The following is a 21,117-nucleotide window of genomic DNA, read 5'->3' as shown; positions in this document are numbered from 1 at the left end:
CCATGTTAAGTAGAACCGCCTCGGACCTGTATTGGATGTCGCGTTACCTGGAGCGTGCGGAAAACCTCGCGCGGATGCTCGACGTCAGCTATTCGCTGTCGTTGATGCCCCAGGACGGGCGCGGTGACGGCCTGCACGAGTTGGCCATGCCGTTGCTGATCACCGGGACGCTGGACGATTACCGGGAACGCCACGGCGATTTGCATGCCGAGCGATTGCTGCACTTCTTTGCCCTGGACGCCGCCAACCCGGCCAGCATCTACAGCTGCCTCGGCTCTGCGCGGGCCAGTGCCCATGCGGTACGTGGGCGAATCACCGCCGACATGTGGGAAAACATCAACGCCACCTGGTTGGAAATTCGCGATATTGCCGAGCAAGGCTTGAGTCGCTACGGCATGAGCCGTTTCTGCGAGTGGGTCAAGGAACGGTCCCACCTGTTTCGAGGCGCAACCTACGGCACCATCATGCGTAACGATGCCTTCAGGTTCATTCGCCTGGGGACCTTTATCGAAAGGGCCGACAACACCCTGCGCCTGCTCGACGCCCGCTACGAAATGGCCGGCGATCAGGCCGACACGGTCAGCGATGGCACCGCCCACGCGTACTACCAGTGGAGCGCCTTGCTGCGGGCCTTGTCTTCCTTCGAGGCCTACACCGAGATCTACCGTGACGCCCCGGGTGCCCGCCATGTGGCTGAACTGTTGCTGTTACGCGCCGACGTGCCGCGCTCACTGCGCGCCTGCACTGAAGAAATCGAGCAGATTCTCGCGAGCCTGTCGGGCTCCAATGGCCGGCAGGCACAACGGCTGGGGGCGGAAATGGACGCGCGCCTGCGCTACACCGGTATCAACGAAATCCTCGACGGGGGCCTGCATGCCTGGCTCACCGAGTTCATCCCACTGGTCCGCGAACTGGGCAATGCCATCCACAGTTCCTACCTGGAGGTCATATGAGACTCTCAATCAGCCACGAAACGGCCTACCACTATGAAGATCAGGTTCGCGCGAGTATTCAGTACCTGCGTCTGACTCCCCACGACAGCGAACGCCAGCATGTGCTGAGCTGGCAGCTCGACCTGCCTCGGCCAGTGCGGGCGCAGCTGGATCCGTTCGGCAATATCCTTCATGTCCTTACGCTGGACGAGCCCCACGAAACGATCGTCATCGGTGCTCGCGGGCAGGTGGACATCGATCCGTTGCACGAAGCTGAACATGAGAGCCAATCGGCGCTGCCGTTCCTGCGGTTCACGCGGTTGACTGAAGCGGACGAGGCTCTTCGCGCCTTTGCCCAGCAGCAATGCAAGCAGCGCCGCGATCGCACGGCCTTGATCGATTTGATGCATGGGCTGAACCAACATATGAGCTACGCGCCGGGCTCCACTGAAATCGAGACCAGCGCGGCCCAGGCTTTTGCCGGTCGTAGCGGGGTGTGCCAGGATCACGCCCATGCCTTCCTGGCCTGCGTTCGCAGCCTGGGCATACCGGCGCGCTACGTATCGGGCTATCTGTTCGGCGACAACAGCGAACACCTGGCCAGTCACGCCTGGGCCGAGGCCTGGCTCGATGACGCCTGGTACAGCTTCGATGTGACCAACCAACTGGCCCGCCCGGAGCGACACCTGAAACTGGCCGTGGGCCTGGATTACCTGGACGCCTGTCCGGTGCGCGGCATGCGCCGTGGCGGCGGTTGTGAGCAGATGCATGCCAAGGTGGTCGTGACACCGGCGCCGCTGATCACCGTGCAACTTCAGTAACTGGTGGCTGATTCAATGTGACGAGGGGATTTATCCCCTCGCCACAGAGGTCAAGTCAGCCGCATACGTGGTCTTATTGGCCCAGAGGTGTTTTACGCCCCGCCATATGCTTCAAATACCCCACCAACAAATCCAGCTCCGAGTCCGGCAGCACTGCCTCCGAGAAACCCGGCATCTTGCCCTGGGGCCAGCGGCGCAGGCCCTGCGGGTCGCGGATATAGCGCTTGAGGAAGTCTCCCGAGAAGTACTCGGTAGGATTGAAGGGGATGTTCAAGTCCGGGCCGAACTGCGCATCGCCGGCGCCATTGAGGCGATGGCATGCCAGGCAGTTCTTCTGGAACAGCTCGAAACCTTTATTGATCGGATCGTCCTTGGCCAGCGTAGGCGATGGCAGCAGGGCCGGGAAGCGTTCGGCCACCGCTGACAGGCGCTTGATGCTCGCCACCGCGTACGGCCATTGTTCAGGGCTGATATGGCCCGCCTGAGGGTCCGTCCAGACCAGGTAGAAAGGTCCGGCGCTGTGTTTGCCTTCGCCCAGTGACGGCCAGGGTTTGGCAGGGTCTTCAATCGCCAGCCAGGCACGGGCGCCGCTCTTGTTGAGCAATGGCGCCGCGGGCATTTCGGCGGCGAAACCGTCCAGCGCCACGGCTTGCAGGTGGTCGTCCGGCTGGATGCCGATCAACAACGCTGTCAAAGGCACGGCGCGATAACTCATCGCTTTTTTGTAGGAAACATCTTCAGCGATCTGGACCGTTCGAGCTTCAGGATGCTTGAGCAGTTCTTCAGTTTGCCAGGTGCGAGTACCCGCGCCCAACTCCAGCACCAGTTGCGCGGCATACAGGGGCGTGCTGAGCAGCAACGCCCCGAACACAATGAGAGCTTTCAAATGGATCGTCTTCCATGTCGAGGGGGATGCCATAAAGGTTGGCACAGCCACCACCGCCGGAACAACGAACCCGTCACATTTTTTGGCGATACAACGTGCTGATGGTTCAGGTACCCGCGCGCAGGACTCAGCCGATCACCTTGGTGATATTCGGCAAAATCAACAGCAGCGTCGTGGCGAAGAGAATGAGTCCGGCTTGACGAACTTTCGAATGTTTGAACATTGGCTGACCCGCCTTTTTTGTTATTTCCTGAGGCCAGCCTGCATATCCATGGCGACTGGCGGTGCACTTCCTGTTTGACAAGTGCCTCGGCAAAACCCGACGACTTTCTTGTACAAGGATTACATTAGGGGCCCCAGCGCCGTTGGCTTAGATCCAATTCGTATCAGTTTCTAGCTAATTGCTATTAAAACGGCATGAGGCCTATTGCCAGCTTCTTGCTGGGCCTTTTGCTAGACAGCTTGCTTACCTGAATCGGTTAACCCGATAGCAGGCTACCGTTCGTCTGAGCGCCGTCGTCAACGGGGTTGAGCACTGCGGTCATTGAATCCCGCGCCGCTGGGCTTATGGTTGTAGGCATCGCATTACCCCCGTGGTTTCGAGGATGTCATGACCCAAGCTTTGATTTTCGACGCACTGCGCACGCCTCGCGGCAAAGGCAAGACCGATGGCGCCTTGCACAGCGTGAAGCCGGTAAACCTGATGGCTGGCCTGCTCATCGCTTTGCAACAACGCATGAGCCTGGACACCAGCCAGGTCGACGATATTGTGCTGGGTTGCGTAACGCCGGTGGGAGAGCAGGGCGCCGACATCGCCAAGACCGCCTCGTTGATGGCCGATTGGGATGTCAGTGTGGCGGGCGTGCAACTCAATCGGTTTTGCGCCTCGGGCCTGGAATCGGTGAACCTGGCGGCCATGAAAGTGCGATCCGGGTTCGAGGACCTGGTGGTGGCCGGCGGCGTCGAATCCATGTCCCGGGTGCCCATGGGCAGTGACGGCGGCGCCTGGGCGCTCGACCCGCAATCCAACCTGCACGGGCACTTCATTCCCCAGGGCATCGGCGCCGACTTGATAGCCACCCTGGAGGGCTTCAGCCGCGCGGATGTCGATGCCTATGCGCTGCACTCCCAGCAAAAAGCCGCGCGGGCCCGGGCTGACGGTTCGTTCGCCAAATCCCTGGTGGCGGTGCGGGACCAGAATGGCATCGTGCTGCTGGACCATGACGAATTCATTCGCGCCGACTCCACGCTAGAGAGCCTGGGCAAGCTCAAGCCGAGTTTCGAAGCCATGGGCCAGATGGGTTTCGACGGCACGGCGCTGCGGGTCTACAGCCATGTCGAACGAATCAACCATGTGCACACGCCGGGCAACAGTTCCGGCATCGTCGATGGCGCGGCGCTGATGTTGATCGGTTCCGAGTCCAAGGGGCGCGCCATGGGCCTGCAACCCCGGGCACGGATCGTCGCCACGGCCGTCACCAGCACCGACCCGACCATCATGCTCACCGGCCCGGCGCCGGCCACCCGCAAGGCCTTGGCCAAGGCCGGCCTGCGAGTGGAGGACATTGACTTGTTCGAAGTCAACGAAGCCTTTGCCTCGGTGGTGCTCAAGTTCATCAAGGACATGGCCATCGACCCCGCCAAGGTCAACGTCAACGGTGGCTCCATCGCCATGGGCCATCCCTTGGGCGCCACCGGGTGCGCAATCCTCGGCACCTTGCTCGATGAGTTGGAGGTGCGGCGCCTGCGCTATGGCCTGGCGACCCTGTGTGTCGGCGGCGGCATGGGCATTGCCACCGTTATCGAACGCCTCTGAGCCACGACTTCAAGGAACACTGCTGATGACCGATGCCATCCGTTATGAAACCGGCCAGGACCGGATCGTCGTCCTGACCCTGGACATGCCGGGCCAGAGCGCCAACACCATGAATGCCGCGTATCGCGAGGCCATGGCCGCTTGCGTGGCCCGTTTGGCCGCCGAGAAGGACACGATTGCCGGGGTGATCATCACTTCGGCCAAGAAAACCTTCTTCGTCGGCGGTGACCTCAACGAACTGATCAAGGTCGGCAAGCCCGAGGCCACGGCTTTCTACGAAAGGGTCCTGGGACTCAAGGCGCAGCTGCGTGCGTTGGAAACGTTGGGCAAACCGGTGGTGGCGGCCATCAACGGCGCGGCCCTCGGTGGCGGCTGGGAAATCTGCCTGGCCTGCCATCATCGCGTGGCCCTGGATCACCCATCGGTGCAGCTCGGCCTGCCGGAAGTCACCCTTGGCCTGTTGCCGGGCGGCGGCGGAGTGGTGCGGATGGTGCGCCTGCTCGGTTTGGAGAAGGCCTTGCCATATCTGCTGGAGGGGAAAAAGGTTCGCCCACAGCAAGCACTGCAGGCGGGGTTGATTGATGAATTGGCAGCTGACCATGACGAACTGCTGGCCAAATCCCGGGCCTGGATTCTCGCCAACCCAAGCGTGGTCCAGCCATGGGACGCGAAGGGTTATCAGATCCCGGGTGGTACGCCGTCGGACCCGAAAGTCGCGCAAATGCTGGCGATTGCCCCTTCAATTCTGCGTAACAAGACCCAAGGTTGCCTGCCGGCACCGGAGAAGATCCTCTGTGCCGCGGTGGAAGGCGCCCAAGTAGATTTCGACACGGCCCACCTGATCGAAACCCGCTACTTCACTGAGTTGACCACCGGCCAGGTGGCGAAGAACCTGATCGGCACCTTCTGGTTCCAGCTCAATGAGATCAAGGCCGGCGGCTCTCGCCCACGGGGTTTTGCGCCTTATCTGACAAAAAAAGTCGGCGTGCTCGGTGCCGGCATGATGGGCGCCGGCATTGCCTACGTCAGCGCCGTGGCCGGCGTCGAGGTGGTGCTCAAGGATGTCGACCTGGCTGCCGCCGAAAAGGGTAAAGCCCGTTCGGCGGTGCTGCTGGAGAAGAAGGTCGCCCGCGGTCAACTGACTGCCGAGCAACGCGAAGCCACGCTGGCGCGGATCCATACGACCGACAGCGACGCGGACCTGGCCGGTTGCGATTTGATCATCGAAGCGGTGTTTGAAGACCGTGTCCTGAAAGCCAAGGTGTCGGCCGCTGCCCAGGCGGTGGTGGGGCCGGACGCGGTGATGGCTTCCAATACATCGACTTTACCCATCAGCGGTTTGGCCATGGCAGTATCAGACCCGACGAGGTTCATCGGCCTGCACTTTTTCAGCCCCGTGGAAAAAATGGCCCTGGTGGAAATCATCAAGGGCGCCCGCACCAGCGACGAGACCTTGGCACGAGGCTTCGATTTCGTCCTGCAAATCAACAAGACGCCGATTGTGGTCAATGACAGCCGCGGCTTCTTTACCTCTCGCGTGTTCGGCACCTTTACCCAGGAGGGTATCGCCATGCTCGGTGAGGGCGTGAGTGCGCCGATGATCGAGACCGAAGCGCGCAAGGCCGGGATGCCGATCGGGCCGCTGGCGATCTCTGATGAAATTTCCCTCAGCCTGATGAGCCATATCCGCGCGCAAACCGCCAAGGACCTGCACGCAGAAGGGAAAACGCCGATTGAGCACCCGGCATTCGTCGTGATTGACTTGCTGCTCAACGAATACAAGCGGTCGGGCAAGGCCGCCGGGGCGGGGTTTTATGAATATCCGGCCGATGGGCAAAAGCATCTGTGGCCGGAACTCAAAAGCCGTTTCGAGAAAGCCGATGGGCAGATTTCGCCGCAGGATGTCCGTGATCGGCTGCTGTTCATCCAGGCCCTGGAAACCGTGCGTTGCGTGGAGGAAGGCGTTCTTACCTCGACAGCCGACGCCAACGTTGGCTCGATCCTGGGCATCGGCTTTGCGGCCTGGACCGGCGGTGCATTGCAGTTCATCAACCAATACGGCCTACAGGACTTTGTCGGCCGGGCCCAGTATCTGGCCGAACAATACGGCGAGCGTTTTTCACCGCCGGCCTTGTTGCTGGAGAAAGCCGCCAGGCACGAACTGTTCTGACAGACCCGGGGAGGGGCTTGCCTTGGGACCGTGTTTCAGGGCAGGCTCTGGGGTGTGCAATATTCCCATCATCGTGTCAGGTATTTTTTATGTCGCTACGCATCTGCATTCTGGAAACCGATATCCTGCGTCCGGAACTGGTCGACCAATATCAGGGTTACGGGCAGATGTTCCAGCGCCTGTTTTCACAACAGCCCGTGGCGGCCGAGTTCACGGTGTACAACGTGATGCAGGGGTACTACCCCAGCGATGACGAGCAGTTCGACGCTTATCTTGTGACCGGCAGCAAGGCTGATTCTTTCGGCAGCGACCCCTGGATTCAAACCCTCAAGACCTACCTGCTGGACCGTTATCAGCGTGGCGACAAGCTACTGGGCGTGTGCTTCGGCCATCAACTGTTGGCGCTGTTGCTGGGCGGCAAGACTGAACGCGCTACCCAGGGCTGGGGCGTCGGCACCCATCGCTACACACTCGCGGCCAAGGCGCCGTGGATGAGCCCGGTGATGGAAGAACTGACCTTGTTGATCAGCCATCAGGACCAGGTGACCCAATTGCCCGAAAATGCCACGGTCATTGCGTCCAGCGATTTCTGCCCGTTCGCCGCCTATCACATCAACGACCAGGTGCTGTGCTTCCAGGGCCATCCGGAATTCATCCACGATTATTCCCGGGCCTTGCTGGAGATTCGCCAGCAACACCTCGGCGAGCAGGTCTACAGCCAGGGCGTGGCGAGCCTCGCCCAGGAGCACCACGGCACCACGGTGGCGGAGTGGATGATGCGGTTTGTCGCTCAGAAGCAGCTGTGAGCTATAAGCTGCGAGCTACAAGTTAAGGGCTGCAATCCTGAGCTTGCAGCTTGCAGCTGTTCCTACAGCCATCCCGAGCGCTTGAAGCTCGCCCACAGCGCAGTACAACCCACTCCAATAAACCCCAGTACGAGAAAATACCCATAGTGCCAGGTCAATTCCGGCATGTTCTCGAAGTTCATCCCGTAGATGCCAGCCACTGCGGTAGGGAATGCCAGAATCGCCGCCCACGCCGCAAACTTGCGTTGCACTACGCTCTGGCGCGACGCTTCGAGCAGTACGCCAACCTCGATGGTCTGGCTGGCGATGTCGGCCAGGGTCGCCAGGTCTTCCATTTGCCGCGTGACATGAATCTGCACATCGCGGAAATATGGACTCATGTTTTTGTCGATGAAGGGAAAGTCCAGTCTCTGCAGTTCTTCGCTGATTTCCACCATCGGTGCCGCGTAGCGACGCAGGCGCAGCACATCGCGGCGCAGGCTATGGAGGTTCTGGATGTCTCGTTCGTTCAGGGCGCTGCACAGCACGTTGCGCTCCAGTTCATCGATCTCAGCGTGGATGGCCTCACCCACTGGCTGGTAGTTTTCAATGACGAAATCAAGGATGGCGTAGAGCACGAAATCTTCCCCATGCTCCAGCAGGATAGGACGTGCTTCACAGCGTTGCCGGACGTGGGCGTAGGACGCTGAGTGACCGTTACGGGCGGTGATGATGTAGCCCTTGCCGGCGAAGATATGGGTTTCGATGAACTGCAGCTTGCCGTCCTTGCGTATCGGCGAATACGTGACGATAAACAGCGCATCGCCAAAGGTCTCAAGCTTAGGGCGGCTGTGCTTTTCCATGGCGTCTTCGATCGCCAGTTCATGCAGGTTGAATTGGCGCTGCAGGTTGGTCAGTTCCAGGGCGCTGGGCTCTTCCAGGCCGATCCACACAAAGTGACCCGGTTTGGCCGCCCAGGCACTGCCTTCGTCGAGGGTAATGTTGGTGATTTTCTTTCCGGCGCTGTAAACCGCAGCAGCAACGACTCTACCCATAATGGTTATTCACTTCTTATTGGAAAATGGCAGTGGCAAGGCACTGTCCAGCTTAACGTGCCCTACCGGTTGAGAGTCAGCAAAATCTGCCAAGTTCGTAGGCAAAAGAAAACCCGCTGCAAGAGCGGGTTTCTTTCAGGTCCGTTGCAGCTGCCGGTCCATGGCCTCGATGCATTCACGCATTTGCTCGCGGCACCGGGCGATAAGCTCGGGCATGTCATCCATGCTCAGCCCTGCTGTAGGAATTGCCGGCAATGAGCGTATGAGGACTTCACCGCTGTGCCAACGATTCAGGCGCATGTGCTTGATATAGTTACTGACGCAGACCGGGACAATGGGCACCCCGGCGGCTATGGCCATCTGGAATGCGCCTCTCTTGAAGGGCAGCAGGTCTTCGCCAAAATTTCGCGTCCCTTCCGGAAACACCCAGATCGACGTGTCCTCGTGCTGCAAGGTATGCGTGGTGGTCAATATCGACTGACGCGCCTTGATCGCATTGCCGCGGTCGATCAGCACATTGCCCGCCAGCCAGAACAGTTGCCCGAACAGCGGCACCCACTTCAGGCTTTTCTTGCCAATGCACACAGTACGGCGCGGCACTACATTGCCGAACACGAACAGGTCATAGTTGGACTGGTGGTTAGCGATGATCACGCAACTTTGGGGTTTATCCGCCAGCCCGCCAACGTCGGCCCTGATCTGCAGGCCCAAAATATACATGGCGGGCAGGGCATACAGCCTGGCGCATAAACGACTGTTGTCCGGGTTGAACGGGCGGCATATCCCCAGGATTACGCCAAGCACACCCGCCAAGACAAAGTGCAGCCCCATCAACAACATACGCAGTACAAACAGCATCTACAGGCCCTATCGGGACAAAAGGTGGCGCAGTGTACGGATGTGCACTGATTTCGGCAATTGCCCCTATAGAGGTAGGAGATGGACGATATTTAAGCGTATGTTTCTGAACAACGTGACAGAAGCGGGCTAGAGCGGTTGCTGATTTTTAAGCAATGCATGTAGGAAAAAGCCCGACACGGGGTCGGGCTTTTAGTTTGGCGAAGGAAGGCGCGTTAGCCCATGTGTTCCTGATCCAGCAGAATCGCACTGTCCAGGGTTTCCAGCAGGGCCTTGCGGACTTTCAGCTTGGTGTTCTTGTGGGCCGTCATGTTGATTTTCTTCAATTGACGCGCCGCCTCCAAGGCCGCGCCCTGCAGTTCTTCTGCCGACACCACCTTGTCGAGGAACCCCGCATCCACCGCGCTTTGCGGGTTGAACATCTCGGCATTGATCACCGAGCGGTGAAACGCTGACTTGCGCAAGCGATCACGGGCCAACTCGATACCCGCGTGGTGCATGGTCATGCCGATCTGCACCTCATTCAGACCGATGCTGAACGGCCCGTCCACGCCGATGCGGTAATCCGCCGACAGCAGCAGGAACGCACCTTTGGCGACCGCATGCCCCGGACAGGCGACAACGACGGGGAAGGGGTGCGACAACAGGCGTCGAGCCAGCGTCGAGCCGGCCGTGACCAGGTTCACCGCTTCCTTGGGGCCGGCGGTCATTACTTTCAGGTCGTAACCACCCGACAAAATCCCCGGTTGCCCGGTAATGATCACCACCGCCCGATCCGCTGTCGCCTGATCCAGCGCAGCGTTGAATGCGGCAATCACATCCGGCGAGATGGCATTCACCTTGCCATTGTTCAAGGTCAGGGTCGCGATACCGTCTTCGAGGTGGTAGGCAATCAGATCGCTCATGACGCAATTCCTTGTAAGAGAAGTGACGCAGACGTTACCCACCGGCGCGGGCCAGGTAAAGCGCCGTGACTGACTCACCGGTCAGTCCGGCACCGCGTAAACAGCCTGGCCCGCCCAATCCAGCCGCGCCTCCGTCTAAAGGGCTGCGCATAGGCAACCCCGGAGATTGGCCGGTTTGCCATGCCTCGGCTCGTTTGAAATGCCCGACCACCTTAACCGCATGAAAATTCTGAAAAAAACCTTTGCCATCGGAAAAGCTTTCGACTACATTAGCGCGCCTCGACAGACTGAACAGTTTGCCGAGATACGGTGAAGTGTCCGAGTGGCTTAAGGAGCACGCCTGGAAAGTGTGTATACAGGAAACTGTATCGAGAGTTCGAATCTCTCCTTCACCGCCACATTCGATACATACAAAGCCCCTGGTTTTCCAAGAAAACCAGGGGCTTTGTGGTTTCTGCTGTCTGAAAAATGCCGATAGGGGCAATGGCACCCAGGTGATACGCCGTCAGCGCTAAAGGTGCGAGTTTCCAGTCTGAGTTATGGGTTGACCGCCGCCTTGCTTGGGGTCGGTTATGGTCTCAACTATCCGGTCATTAATGGCTTGGCTGCCAATGAAGCGCTACCTGGACTGACCGCACAAGCACTGCTGCTTTTCAGCCTGTCTTACTTCATTGGTGTATTCGGGTTTCCCTTTATCGCCGGAAAGCTCATCAGCAGCACGGGCGTGAAGGGGATGCTGCTGAGTGTCGGATTGATCGCTCTGTTTGCCTGGGCCTTGAGTGTCAGTCGCTGGCTGGCCGGGCGATTCTGGAAATCAGCCTCTCTTTCGGAATGAAAAGATCTCCCCAGGTGTGCGATAGCTTCCCGGTGGAGGGAGTTTGAGCACAGGTGCAAGAAGGTCGCGAAGACTGAAGGTAGAAAGGCACGGCAAATTGCTTGATGAACGGCTGCTCGTGGAGCCTCGTCACTGAATAGCATCAGGCAACTTCACAGCAGTATCAGGCAAAGGTTTCTGGGCACATGCCGTTAAGGTCCTCCTGGAAGAGCGTCTTATCAACTGCATTGCTGTGAGAGAACATCATGACCAGATGGATGAATTTCGCTTGGCGCGTCCAGGCTCTTGCACTGTCTTTAATATTTTTTACGAACAACGTCTGGGCTTCGGAAAACCCCCAACACGCGAATGCGACTCTGGTCCGCCAGGCGTTCACTAACTGGCAGCAGGGCAAAGGCACGGTGTTCGATCTGCTGGCGCCCAATGCGAAATGGACCGTGGCCGGGACGAGTCCTGTTTCAGGTGTCTATAACAGCAAGGCTGAGCTGGCCCAAGTCGTGCGGCCCATTACCGCGCGACTGGCAACACCGATCGTCCCCACGGTGCAGAGCATCGTTGCGCAGAATGATGTGGTGGTTGTTCTGTGGGACGGAACAGCCACGGCGCTTGATCACAAACCCTACAACAACACCTATCTGTGGCACATGACCTTCAAGAATGGTCAGGTCATTGAAGTCACAGCCTTTCTGGACACCTATGTGTTGAACGATCTTATCCGGCGCGTAACCCCCCCGCAGTAGTGGCTGGGCTATATTGTTGGCTGTGAAGCCGTTCGCTTTTCCGTAGCGTGCTCTCCAAAAGGTTTACTCGATTCAGAACAAAAACCGGAAATGCGTGGTCTTTGTCAGTACCCCAAATTCGTCTGTCCCTGAGGTCGCACAATGAGTCTGATCGATTGCCCTGAATGCGCTTCCCGAATCTCCGACAAGGCCTACGCCTGCCCACATTGCGGCAATCCTTTCCGGGAACCGAGTTTCCGTCTGACCGAGAAGAACGTGGGGCAGATTGCCGGGGTGACCGGCGTCTGGCTCACCGCGCCGTGGATCGCGCGAATGGTCTTCGGCGTGGTGGCCGTGATTGCGGTGGCGGCGGTGTTGATCCTGCGGTGAGCCGTATTCGCGATTGTCGGCTTATGTGTTCAACGGCAACTGCGGACTGTCCGGATTCAACTGCTGGCGCCTGAACTGCCCTGGCGGTTGGCCATGTATCTGGCGAAAACGCCTGGAAAAATAAGCCTCGTCGGCAAACCCGCACAACCTCGCCACTTCACCCACCGGGCGCGTGCCATTGAGCAAGTAATTGCGCGCCGCATGCATTCGACGTTCGAGCACCAGTTCGGTAAAGGTCTTGCCGATTTCCTTGCGCAGCCAGTGGGTCAGGTAGGTCGGCGACAGGTAGGTCGCCGCCGCTACTTTGATCAGGTTGAGGTCCGGGTCGGCGATGTTCTTGCGCAGGTATTCGGACATTCGGCCCAGCGCATCGCGTCGGCTGACTTCGGCGGCGTTTTCTTCGGCCAAGCGCTTGAGCGGCTCGGCGTACAAGGCGCAGACGCTGCCGATCAGTTGCAGCAGCAAACCCTTGAGCATCTCGCGGGTGCCGAATTGTCGATTCTCGTCCAGTGCGCGCATCTGCGTGATCAACGCGCATACCTTGGCGAAATCGTCGTCGCCAAGAATGAAGTCCAGGTGCTCCTGGAAACGAAACGGCGAGAGTTCCGGCGCCAGCAGAATCGAGACTTCTTCCAGGTCCATCGGGTCGCACTGCAAATGTGGCAACAGGAACGTCTGGGAAAAATTGATCACCATGAAGTTGCTATCCGCCGGGTGCGGAATCACATGCACGCGGTGGGGCAGGATGAAGGCCAGGGTGTTGCGTGGAAATGGACGCTCGACGTTGCCAATGTGTTGCACGGTGTCGCCACCGAGGTTGATCTGGATCTGGAAGTACTCATGGCGATGCGGGCTGGTTTCGGCGCGTCGGCCCTTTTTGTCGCGGATGTAGAAGTCCGTCAATTCGCTGCGTTGCTGCATGACATAGGTGGGGACTCGGCTCGGTGATGACATCTCCTGGGAATCCTCTGCGGGGCTTGGCGGTGACGACGATTGTGACGGTGCATCTGGACGATTTTCAAGGTGTTATACGATGACAGGGTGCCAAGACTGAATTTTCTGTAGCCCGAGGATGGCAGTTGGTTGTCCAAAACGACAAATTCGTATTTATAATATTTATCGTTTAAAAACAGTTAGTTATGTTGTTTTTAAAAACGATTTTAAAAAAATCAGCGATCTTGTTTTTTTGGACAGGTTTCTTGGGTACGGTTGCAACCGGGAAAAATGATCTAACACCTCAGTTGATTTTGAATGGTTGTACGACCACTGTTGGGCCACGCAACCCGACCCTCCATCCAAAAACAATCAAAAGGTGCGCACATCATGAGCCTGTTCCTGTTTCACGCTGACCCTCCCGACCGCTCCTGCGACAGATCCTGTTGCAAGGCCTATCTGAACACCTGACACCGGCTGTTCGCGCCTCTCATTCCTGTAGCGATTGTTCTGCCCCGGCATCGAGGGCATTGATTTCGGCTGCTCGTAAACATTTCGACGCTTCTAACAATAATGAGGTCCACCATGTCGAACTCCCACACCTCCCAAATTGCAAGCGCCCGGGACGCCGTGGTGCCTGAGCGCCTGCCGTCGCGGCGGCGTTGGTTCATGCTGTCGTTGCTGCTGATCGCGACGATCATCAACTACATCGATCGAGTGAATATTTCGATTGCCGCACCCTTTCTCGCCAAGGACCTGGGCCTGGACAAGATCGAGATGGGGCTGATTTTTTCTGCGTTTGCCTGGACCTACGCCATTGCGCTGGTACCCGCCGGGTTCATCGCCGACCGCTTCGGTTCCCGGTTCACCTACGGAGTGTCACTGATCAGTTGGTCGACCGTTACGGTGTGCCAGGGCTTTGCCACGGGCTTCGCTTCGCTGTTCGGTCTGCGCCTGGCGGTCGGTGCGATGGAAGCGCCGGCGTTTCCGGCCAACAGCCGGGCGGTCACGGTGTGGTTCCCGGCGCGTGAACGGGGCCTTGCCAGCAGTATTTACGTCTGCGGCCAGTACCTGGGCACGGCGCTGTTTACCGGTGCGCTGCTATGGCTGGCGACTACCTACGACTGGCGCCATGTGTTCTACAGCACCGGTGCGCTCGGCATCGTTTTCGGTGTGGCTTGGCTGTTCCTGTATCGCGACCCGATGAACTGCAAGAAAGTCAGCAAGGAAGAACTCAAGTACATCGAAGCCGGGGGCGGGCTGGTCAAGAGCAGCCAAGAGCGAACCCGGTTCAACTGGCGGCAGATCGCCGAGCTGTTCAGCTATCGGCAAGTCTGGGCGATTTGCATCGGCAAGTTCGCCAGCACATCAGCGCTGTACTTCTTTCTCACCTGGTTCCCCACGTACCTGATCGAAGAGCGTCAACTGACCATGATCAAGGCGGGCGTCTTCGCCGTACTGCCGTTCGTGGGCGCCACGGTGGGCATCCTGCTGGCCGGGATCGTCTCCGATCTGCTGATACGCCGAGGCTACTCGCTGTCCTTCGCCCGCAAGTTGCCGTTGGTGGTCGGGTCGATGCTGGGCATGTCCATCGTCCTGGTGAATTTCACCGATTCGAACGTGATCTGCATCGCTGTGCTGACGATTGCCTTCTTCGCCCAAGGCATTGCTTCGTCCTCGTGGGCGGCGGTGTCGGAAGTGGCGCCCAAGGAACTGATCGGACTGACCGGCGGCATCACCAGTCTGGCGGCCAACATCGGCGGCATCGTTACTCCGATTGTGATTGGGGCGATCGTCCACAAGACGGGCTCCTTCGCCTTGGCCTTCTGGTTCATCGGCGGTGTGGCGCTGATCGGCACCTTGTCTTATTCGTTGCTGCTTGGCCGTTTGTATCGCATTGAACTCAAGGCGCGCTGAGCCCGGAAAAAAGCTGTTTTTCTCCAACACGAGGCGGCATTCCTCCAACTTAGCCAGGGATTGCCGCCGTACGCTGACGCTTCTATCAGGACTTTTACCAGGATGAACATGCCCGAGTACGTCTTTACCCCGGACCTGCCAGTGACCTTGCCGGTTCTCGGCACCCAGCAGCGCTTTCCCGTCGGCCGGGTTTTTTGTGTCGGCCGCAACTACCCTTGGCCGGATACCCAAGGCGAATCCCGAGTGCCACCGGTGTTCTTCATGAAACCCGCCAGTAGCGTGGTGGAGGCGGTCGGCGAAGTGGCGTTTCCATCGGTGACGGAGGAGTTCGTTCACGAAATCGAATTGGTCGTGGCCATCGGCGAGGGCGGCGCCAACATCCCGGAAAGCCAGGCACTGGCCTATGTGTGGGGCTATGCCGCCGGCCTTGACCTGACCCGGCGTGATGTTCAGCGCCTGGCCAAGCGCAACGGTCTGCCCTGGGAAGGCGCCAAGGTGTTCGACGGCGCCGCGCCGATGACGGCCATCGTGCCGGTGTCGCGGGCGGGGCACCCCGAAGGCGAGTTGTGGCTGAACGTGAACGGTCAAGAGCGCCAGCGCGACAGCCTCGACAGCCAGATCTGGTCGGTCAGTGAAGTGATCGCCCGCATTTCCCAATCGGTAGCGCTGCGGGCTGGCGACCTGATCATGACCGGCAGCCCGGCAGGCGTCGATGTGCTGCAGCCGGGGGATGTCATCACGGCCGGCATCGATGGCATCGGCGAACTGGAAATGCGCGTCGGTCCGCGACCTTGAGTCCGGCGCTCGTCTTATTGATTTGAGAAAGGGAGAAACGACATGTCCACTCCATTGAAAGTGGCTTTGGTGACTGGCGCGGGCAGCGGGATTGGCCGGGCGGTGGCCCTGGGCCTGATGGCTGATGGGTACACGCTGGTGTTGGCCGGCCGCCGGCCAGAGCCGTTGCAGGCATTGGTCGAGTTGGCGGCCTGCGAGGGGCGCGAGGCCTTGGCGGTGCCTACCGATGTGCGCGACCCGGACAGTGTCGATGCGCTGTTTGCAGCCATCGCCGAGGCCTACGGACGCTTGGACGTCGTATTCAACAATGCCGGCGTCAACGCGCCCGCCGTGCCGCTGGATGAACTGACGTTCGAACAATGGCGAAACGTGATCGACACCAACCTTAACGGTGTTTTCCTCTGCGCTCGCGGCGCCTTCGGCCTGATGCGCCGGCAACAGCCCCAGGGTGGACGGATCATCAATAACGGTTCGATCTCGGCGCACACCCCACGGCCGTTCAGCAGCGCCTACACCGCCAGCAAACATGCGGTGTTGGGATTGACCAAATCGTTGGCGCTGGACGGCCGCGAATACAACATCGCCTGCAGCCAGATCGACATCGGCAACGCCCTCACCGAAATGTCCGTGCGCATGACCAAGGGCGTGCGTCAGGCCAACGGCAGCATCGCGGTGGAGCCGATGGTGGACGTCAAGCACGTGGCCGATGCGGTGCGCTACATCGCCGGCCTGCCGTTGTCGGCCAACGTCCTGAACATGACCGTCATGGCCACGGCCATGCCTTTTGCCGGCCGCGGTTAAACCGGTTTTTTTATTCGTTACACGAGGTCTACATGAAGCCAGAAGTCTTGCAGCTCAGCCCGATCCTGATCCCTGAAATCAACACGCGGCTCAACGAGCTGTTCACGATCCGGCGCTATTTTGAACAGGCCGACAAGCCGGCCTATTTGCAGGCGCATGGCGCCAACATTCGCGCTGTGATCACCGGTGGCCATACCGGTATCAGCCAGGCGCTCATGGCACAACTGCCCAAACTGGAAGTGGTGGCGGTCAACGGTGTGGGCACCGATGCGGTGGACCTGGCCTACGCCCGGGATCGTGGAATCCGCGTCACGGCCACCATAGGGGCGCTGACCGAAGATGTCGCCGACCTGGCCATCGGCTTATTGATTGCCGTGTGCCGTGGGTTGTGCACCGGTGATCGTTACGTACGTTCGGGCCAATGGCCCCAGAGCCCGACGCCGCTGGCCCTGCTGCCATTGGCCCGGCAGGTGTCCGGCATGCGCATCGGCATCGTCGGCATGGGCCGGGTCGGCCGCGCAGTCGCCACCCGAGCCGCAGCGTTCGGTTGCTCGATCAGCTACACCGACCTGCAGCCCATGAACGATGTGAACCACACCTTCGTCGCCGATCTCAAGCAACTGGCCCGCGACAGCGACGCCCTGATCCTCGCGGCCGCTGCCGACAAGGGCGAAGCCATCATCAATGCCGAGGTACTGCAAGCCCTGGGCAAGGGCGGGTATTTGATCAACGTGGCCCGCGGCAAACTGGTCAACGAGAGCGACCTGGTAACAGCACTCACCGTCGGTAATATCGCCGGTGCGGCGCTGGATGTGTTCGTCGATGAACCGCACGTTCCCGAGGCGTTGTTTGGCAATGAGCAGGTGGTGCTGCAACCGCACCGCGCGAGTGCGACGTTGCAGACCCGTACGCGGATGGGGGAAATGGTGGTAGCGAGCCTGGTGGATAGTTTTGCTGGGAAAGTGCCGCAGGGGTGCGTGACGGGTTGAATGCCCAGGCTGCTTCGGGGATGTGACGATTCCTCGAAGTGGCCGTGCGTTACGTCAGGTCTATCCGGCGGGAGCCGTGTTGCGACATGGTTACAAAACCGAAGTTGTGAAAAAACACAACCAGAGTACCATCGGCTCAAAGACAAGGAAGCCCATGGATATACTCACGCCATCACGTTTTGACGACGCTGCGATTTTGTACCCGAACGACAAGGCTGGGCTTGATCGTTGCCTGCGTATTTTGAGGATGGCCCGCCCCAAGGCGTTCGCGGACCTGCAAAAGCTTTTTGGTACGCACGGTGTCGACTTGTTCAAGCCCAGGGGCGCGATGAATTGGGTTGTGATCGACGTAGGCGGCAACAATCTCAGGGTGATAGGCGGAGTCAACTACACCCGGCAGAAGTTCTACGTCAAACACATCTACACGCATGCCGATTACGACGTTGCCAACAGCTGGTATGCAAGAAACAAAGGGGTAAAACGATGAGCGCAGCTCGGAACGACTTTCAAACCGTGATTGCAACGCTTGGTGAGTTGCACGCGGTGTTGGAGCGCCTGCGGGGGGAATTTGTGCACGGCATCAAGACTCCCGCCGACTATGAGCGTGCGACCGGCCTGCTCGATGAACTCACCGACGGGCGTGAACTGAGCAAGACCGAGGAGAAAATTCTCGCTGAGCTCGAGGATGAAATTCTGGCCTACCAGCGCGACTCCGACCAATTCCGCGACTCGAATGCCGCTTTTGAGGCAACCTGCACCCCTGTGCAACTGATCAAGGATTTGATGGAGACGCTCGGGCTCACTGGTTCAGACCTCCCTGAAATTGGTGATAAAACGGCAGTGTCCAAGGTCCTCAGTGGAGATCGGCCCATCAGTCACAAGATGGCGTACGCGCTGGCAGAGCGGTTTGCGATGGAACCGAGTGCTTTCCTATCGGCAGCCCCGGCAAAGGCGACGCCTATCCAAACTGTTCGCCCCGCCGCCAAGAAAACCTCAGCTCATTACCGCTTTCGTAGCGACTCCTTGACCGCCCATCCAGTTGCAGAGGCCGGTACCGGTGAATACAAAGTGGTGACTCCGAAAGGGCGCAGAAAGACAGTTGAAGATCCGGAAAAGGGCTAGGCAATTATTCTCCTCTTCAATTCAGGGGCAGCCCGGCCAATGAACATCACAATGAGGGTCGTTGCTCATGGCAAACATTCAAAAGGCCGCCCAGATCGGATACTCATCCCAAGCCCACACTTATGCCAAGGGGCGTCCGGACTACCCAAGCGAACTACGTACCTGGCTTGAACAAGAACTGGGCCTTGTTCCAGGATCGACGATTATCGATTTAGGCGCCGGTACGGGAAAATTCACTCGATTGTTGAAGTCCATGGAACTCGATGTTGTTGCAGTCGAACCGGTTGAGGCCATGCGCGCCGAATTTGCCAAAAGTCTACCGGACGTCAGGATTGTGGAGGGGACGGCTGAAAGCATCCCGTCCGGGTCTGGAACAGCACAAGCACTGGTGTGCGCCCAGGCCTTCCACTGGTTTGCAAACGAAAGCGCGCTGGCCGAGATCCACCGAGTGCTCAGGCCGAATGGCCGACTGGGGCTGATCTGGAACGTACGTGATGAGTCGGTGGACTGGGTGGCTGCCATCACTGACATCATCACGCCGTACGAAGGCGATACGCCGCGTTTTCATACCGGATCGTGGCGGTCACCCTTCACGGGAAACGACTTCTCGACGCCCGAACTGACCTGTTTTCAATACACGCATTCAGGAACCGCCAAGGAAGTCATCATGGACCGCTTCCTGTCGGTGAGCTTCATCGCAGCCTTGCCGGCAGCTGAAAAGGCCAAGGTGAGCGACCAGTTGCAGCACTTGATCGACACGCATCCATCCTTGAGGGGGCGTGAGACTATTGATTTCCCTTATCAAACCCAAGCCTATCTGTGTCGCCGTTTGGATTGAGGGCAGGGCGGGTCAATGCCACTCTTTTAGAACGGGTGTTTTTCAAGGACGCCATGACGTTGAAAAGGAATTTTCATGATAGAAACCATCCCCACGTTCCAGACCCGCCGCCTCATCCTCACGCCGCTTGAACTGACGGATGTTGCGGCTATTCAACAGCTGTTTCCGTGTTGGGAAGTGGTGCGTTATCTCGACAAACGCGTGCCCTGGCCTTACCCGGATGACGGCGCGCTGACGTACGTGCGCGACCACGCACTCCCTGCCATTGCCGCGGGGCGCGAATGGCATTGGATGCTCCGCACGCTCGAAGATCCGGCACACAGCATCGGCAGCATCAGCCTGTACGACCAACCGGGGAACAACCGGGGCTTCTGGCTGGCGCCTCAGTGGCAGGGAAAAGGCTACATGCGCGAAGCCTGTGAGGTTATCAACACCTATTGGTTCGAAACACTGGAGCGCCCTGTCATGCAAGTGCCCAAGGCGGTGGGCAACCAGGCTTCACGCAAGGTTTCGGAACACGAAGGCATGCGCCTGATTGCAACGCAGCAGGGTGAGTTTGTGTGTGGGCCATTGCTTAAGGAGATCTGGGAAACAACGCGTGAGGAGTGGCTCAGGAAAAGGCTGCGTTCGGAGCGCATTGAGTAGCATTCGAATGAAGGCATGGGGGCCTTCAAGTGACATTTCATCAGCCTCGTTTCCAGGATCCGTTGATGCCGCTGAGCTTTTATAAAATGCACGCTAATGGCGATGATTTTGTTGTCGTTGACTCGCGAAACTCGGTCAATCCGGTGACAAGCGCCATGGCCCGGCGAATGGGTGATCGGAATCGAGGCATCGGCTTCAATCAACTGGCGGTACTGCTCGATTGCGACGATGCCGACGCTCGTGTGATGTTTTGGAACGCAGATGGCTCCGCGCTGGATGTTTGTGGCAGCGCGACGCGAGGTGCTGCAGACATGCTCATGCGCGAAGAAAATGTTACTTCGATAGTGCTGCGCACCAACCGTGGCCTGCTCACCTGCGAGCGAACCTCGACCGGAGAAATTTCTGTCGACATGGGGCTGCCGCTTTTCGACTGGCAAGCTATTCCCTTGGCTCGGGAATTGGACACCGCTGCTTTGCCGCTTGCAGGTAGCCCGGCAACATGCAGCATGGGAAATCCGCATTGCACTTATTTTGTGGATGACTTGGCAGGCGTTGATATTGCGACGATCGGACCGGCTATCGAAACTGATCCGCTATTTCCCATTGGAACGAATGTGCATTTCGTCCAGGTCATTAACCGCAAGCACATCCGGTTGCGCATTTGGGAGCGTGGGGCAGGTATTGCGCTCGGTTCGGGTTCCTGCTCGTGTGGCGCCGCTGTTAACGGGATTCGGCGTGGCTTGTTGGATAGTTGCGTTGAGGTTGAGTGTGACGGCGGCAGTGTGACGGTTCGATGGGACGGCGTGGGTACGGTCTTCCTCATTGGGCCGGTGGAGGCCAGTTTTTCGGGGATGACTGCAGATAGCTTATTAACAGCAACCGCGTGACAAACAGAGGCTGAGGCC

The 21,117-nt window shown here is 58.9% G+C and carries 21 protein-coding genes, 1 tRNA gene and 1 pseudogene; 18 read left to right on the top strand and 5 right to left on the bottom strand.

Going from position 1 to position 21,117, the window contains the following annotated elements; genetic code table 11:
- Positions 1-2 precede the first annotated feature (2 nt).
- Entirely contained in the window at positions 3-953 is a 951-nt protein-coding gene (locus LOY70_RS21220; RefSeq protein WP_123415972.1) for an alpha-E domain-containing protein, read from the top strand.
- The gene (locus tag LOY70_RS21215; RefSeq protein ID WP_265029225.1) at positions 950-1,753 is read left to right on the top strand and encodes a transglutaminase family protein; all 804 of its coding nucleotides are present in this window, start codon (positions 950-952) and stop codon (positions 1,751-1,753) included. Before LOY70_RS21220 ends, LOY70_RS21215 begins: the two co-directional genes overlap by 4 nt.
- 73 nt (positions 1,754-1,826) lie before the next feature.
- Here the strand turns inward: LOY70_RS21215 and LOY70_RS21210 are convergent, their stop codons facing one another.
- Complete coding sequence (locus LOY70_RS21210) at positions 1,827-2,639, bottom strand: c-type cytochrome (RefSeq protein ID WP_265029224.1); 813 nt, start codon at positions 2,637-2,639, stop codon at positions 1,827-1,829.
- A gap of 610 nt (positions 2,640-3,249) precedes the next feature.
- Between LOY70_RS21210 and LOY70_RS21205 the strand changes: the two genes are divergently transcribed.
- From LOY70_RS21205 to LOY70_RS21195, 3 genes are all read left to right on the top strand, one after another.
- Positions 3,250-4,455: an acetyl-CoA C-acetyltransferase gene (locus tag LOY70_RS21205; protein ID WP_265029223.1), complete on the top strand. Its 1,206-nt coding sequence runs from the start codon at positions 3,250-3,252 to the stop codon at positions 4,453-4,455.
- A gap of 25 nt (positions 4,456-4,480) precedes the next feature.
- The gene (locus tag LOY70_RS21200; RefSeq protein WP_265029222.1) at positions 4,481-6,625 is read left to right on the top strand and encodes a 3-hydroxyacyl-CoA dehydrogenase NAD-binding domain-containing protein; all 2,145 of its coding nucleotides are present in this window, start codon (positions 4,481-4,483) and stop codon (positions 6,623-6,625) included.
- A gap of 89 nt (positions 6,626-6,714) precedes the next feature.
- Positions 6,715-7,431, top strand: coding sequence for an amidotransferase (locus tag LOY70_RS21195; RefSeq protein WP_265029221.1), 717 nt, complete (start codon positions 6,715-6,717; stop codon positions 7,429-7,431).
- Positions 7,432-7,493: 62 nt separating this feature from the next.
- On the opposite strand, the gene LOY70_RS21190 is transcribed toward LOY70_RS21195, so the two are convergent.
- The 3 genes from LOY70_RS21190 to LOY70_RS21180 form a co-directional block, all read right to left on the bottom strand.
- Positions 7,494-8,465, bottom strand: a complete 972-nt coding sequence (locus tag LOY70_RS21190) for a magnesium and cobalt transport protein CorA (RefSeq protein ID WP_265029220.1) — start codon at positions 8,463-8,465, stop codon at positions 7,494-7,496.
- Between the two features lie 135 nt (positions 8,466-8,600).
- Positions 8,601-9,323: a 1-acylglycerol-3-phosphate O-acyltransferase gene (locus tag LOY70_RS21185; RefSeq protein ID WP_265029219.1), complete on the bottom strand. Its 723-nt coding sequence runs from the start codon at positions 9,321-9,323 to the stop codon at positions 8,601-8,603.
- A gap of 215 nt (positions 9,324-9,538) precedes the next feature.
- On the bottom strand, positions 9,539-10,228 hold the full coding sequence (locus LOY70_RS21180) for a crotonase/enoyl-CoA hydratase family protein (RefSeq protein ID WP_025214812.1): 690 nt from the start codon (positions 10,226-10,228) through the stop codon (positions 9,539-9,541).
- Between the two features lie 308 nt (positions 10,229-10,536).
- On the opposite strand from LOY70_RS21180, the gene LOY70_RS21175 reads away from it, so the two are divergent.
- The 4 genes and pseudogenes from LOY70_RS21175 (at position 10,537) to LOY70_RS21160 (ending at position 12,172) form a co-directional block, all read left to right on the top strand.
- A tRNA-Ser gene (locus LOY70_RS21175) sits at positions 10,537-10,626 on the top strand.
- Positions 10,627-10,757: 131 nt separating this feature from the next.
- Positions 10,758-11,063 (top strand): annotated as a pseudogene (locus tag LOY70_RS21170) (MFS transporter); the annotation flags it as partial.
- Between the two features lie 257 nt (positions 11,064-11,320).
- Positions 11,321-11,803 carry a nuclear transport factor 2 family protein gene (locus tag LOY70_RS21165; RefSeq protein ID WP_265038142.1) on the top strand — a complete coding sequence of 161 codons (483 nt, stop codon included), beginning with the start codon at positions 11,321-11,323 and terminating at the stop codon, positions 11,801-11,803.
- A 141-nt stretch (positions 11,804-11,944) separates the two neighbouring features.
- Positions 11,945-12,172, top strand: coding sequence for an integrase (locus LOY70_RS21160; protein ID WP_003204158.1), 228 nt, complete (start codon positions 11,945-11,947; stop codon positions 12,170-12,172).
- Between the two features lie 21 nt (positions 12,173-12,193).
- Here the strand turns inward: LOY70_RS21160 and LOY70_RS21155 are convergent, their stop codons facing one another.
- Entirely contained in the window at positions 12,194-13,126 is a 933-nt protein-coding gene (locus LOY70_RS21155) for a helix-turn-helix transcriptional regulator (RefSeq protein ID WP_103307972.1), read from the bottom strand.
- A 564-nt stretch (positions 13,127-13,690) separates the two neighbouring features.
- Between LOY70_RS21155 and LOY70_RS21150 the strand changes: the two genes are divergently transcribed.
- The 9 genes from LOY70_RS21150 to dapF all read left to right on the top strand — a co-directional run bounded on the left by LOY70_RS21150 (position 13,691) and on the right by dapF (position 21,099).
- Positions 13,691-15,022, top strand: coding sequence for an MFS transporter (locus tag LOY70_RS21150; RefSeq protein WP_265029218.1), 1,332 nt, complete (start codon positions 13,691-13,693; stop codon positions 15,020-15,022).
- 102 nt (positions 15,023-15,124) lie between these two features.
- On the top strand, positions 15,125-15,817 hold the full coding sequence (locus LOY70_RS21145) for a fumarylacetoacetate hydrolase family protein (RefSeq protein WP_265029217.1): 693 nt from the start codon (positions 15,125-15,127) through the stop codon (positions 15,815-15,817).
- Between the two features lie 42 nt (positions 15,818-15,859).
- Positions 15,860-16,618: an SDR family oxidoreductase gene (locus LOY70_RS21140; protein WP_123415982.1), complete on the top strand. Its 759-nt coding sequence runs from the start codon at positions 15,860-15,862 to the stop codon at positions 16,616-16,618.
- A gap of 32 nt (positions 16,619-16,650) precedes the next feature.
- Complete coding sequence (locus LOY70_RS21135; RefSeq protein ID WP_265029216.1) at positions 16,651-17,607, top strand: 2-hydroxyacid dehydrogenase; 957 nt, start codon at positions 16,651-16,653, stop codon at positions 17,605-17,607.
- A 154-nt stretch (positions 17,608-17,761) separates the two neighbouring features.
- Positions 17,762-18,094 (top strand): type II toxin-antitoxin system HigB family toxin, encoded by a 333-nt coding sequence (locus tag LOY70_RS21130; RefSeq protein ID WP_265029215.1) that lies wholly within the window; start codon positions 17,762-17,764, stop codon positions 18,092-18,094.
- Positions 18,091-18,729, top strand: coding sequence for a helix-turn-helix domain-containing protein (locus tag LOY70_RS21125; RefSeq protein ID WP_265029214.1), 639 nt, complete (start codon positions 18,091-18,093; stop codon positions 18,727-18,729). The genes LOY70_RS21130 and LOY70_RS21125 overlap by 4 nt, the downstream gene beginning before the upstream one ends.
- A gap of 67 nt (positions 18,730-18,796) precedes the next feature.
- On the top strand, positions 18,797-19,567 hold the full coding sequence (locus tag LOY70_RS21120; protein WP_265029213.1) for a class I SAM-dependent methyltransferase: 771 nt from the start codon (positions 18,797-18,799) through the stop codon (positions 19,565-19,567).
- A gap of 75 nt (positions 19,568-19,642) precedes the next feature.
- Positions 19,643-20,212 carry a GNAT family N-acetyltransferase gene (locus tag LOY70_RS21115; RefSeq protein WP_413776611.1) on the top strand — a complete coding sequence of 190 codons (570 nt, stop codon included), beginning with the start codon at positions 19,643-19,645 and terminating at the stop codon, positions 20,210-20,212.
- Between the two features lie 65 nt (positions 20,213-20,277).
- Entirely contained in the window at positions 20,278-21,099 is an 822-nt protein-coding gene (dapF, locus tag LOY70_RS21110) for a diaminopimelate epimerase (protein ID WP_265029212.1), read from the top strand.
- The last annotated feature ends 18 nt before the right edge of the window (positions 21,100-21,117 follow it).

Origin of the sequence: Pseudomonas sp. B21-054 (assembly GCF_026016345.1) — a bacterium.
In the GTDB taxonomy this organism is placed as follows: domain Bacteria; phylum Pseudomonadota; class Gammaproteobacteria; order Pseudomonadales; family Pseudomonadaceae; genus Aquipseudomonas.
The sequence above is the reverse complement of the archived record's forward strand: the minus strand, read 5'-3'. Positions and strand labels throughout refer to the sequence as shown.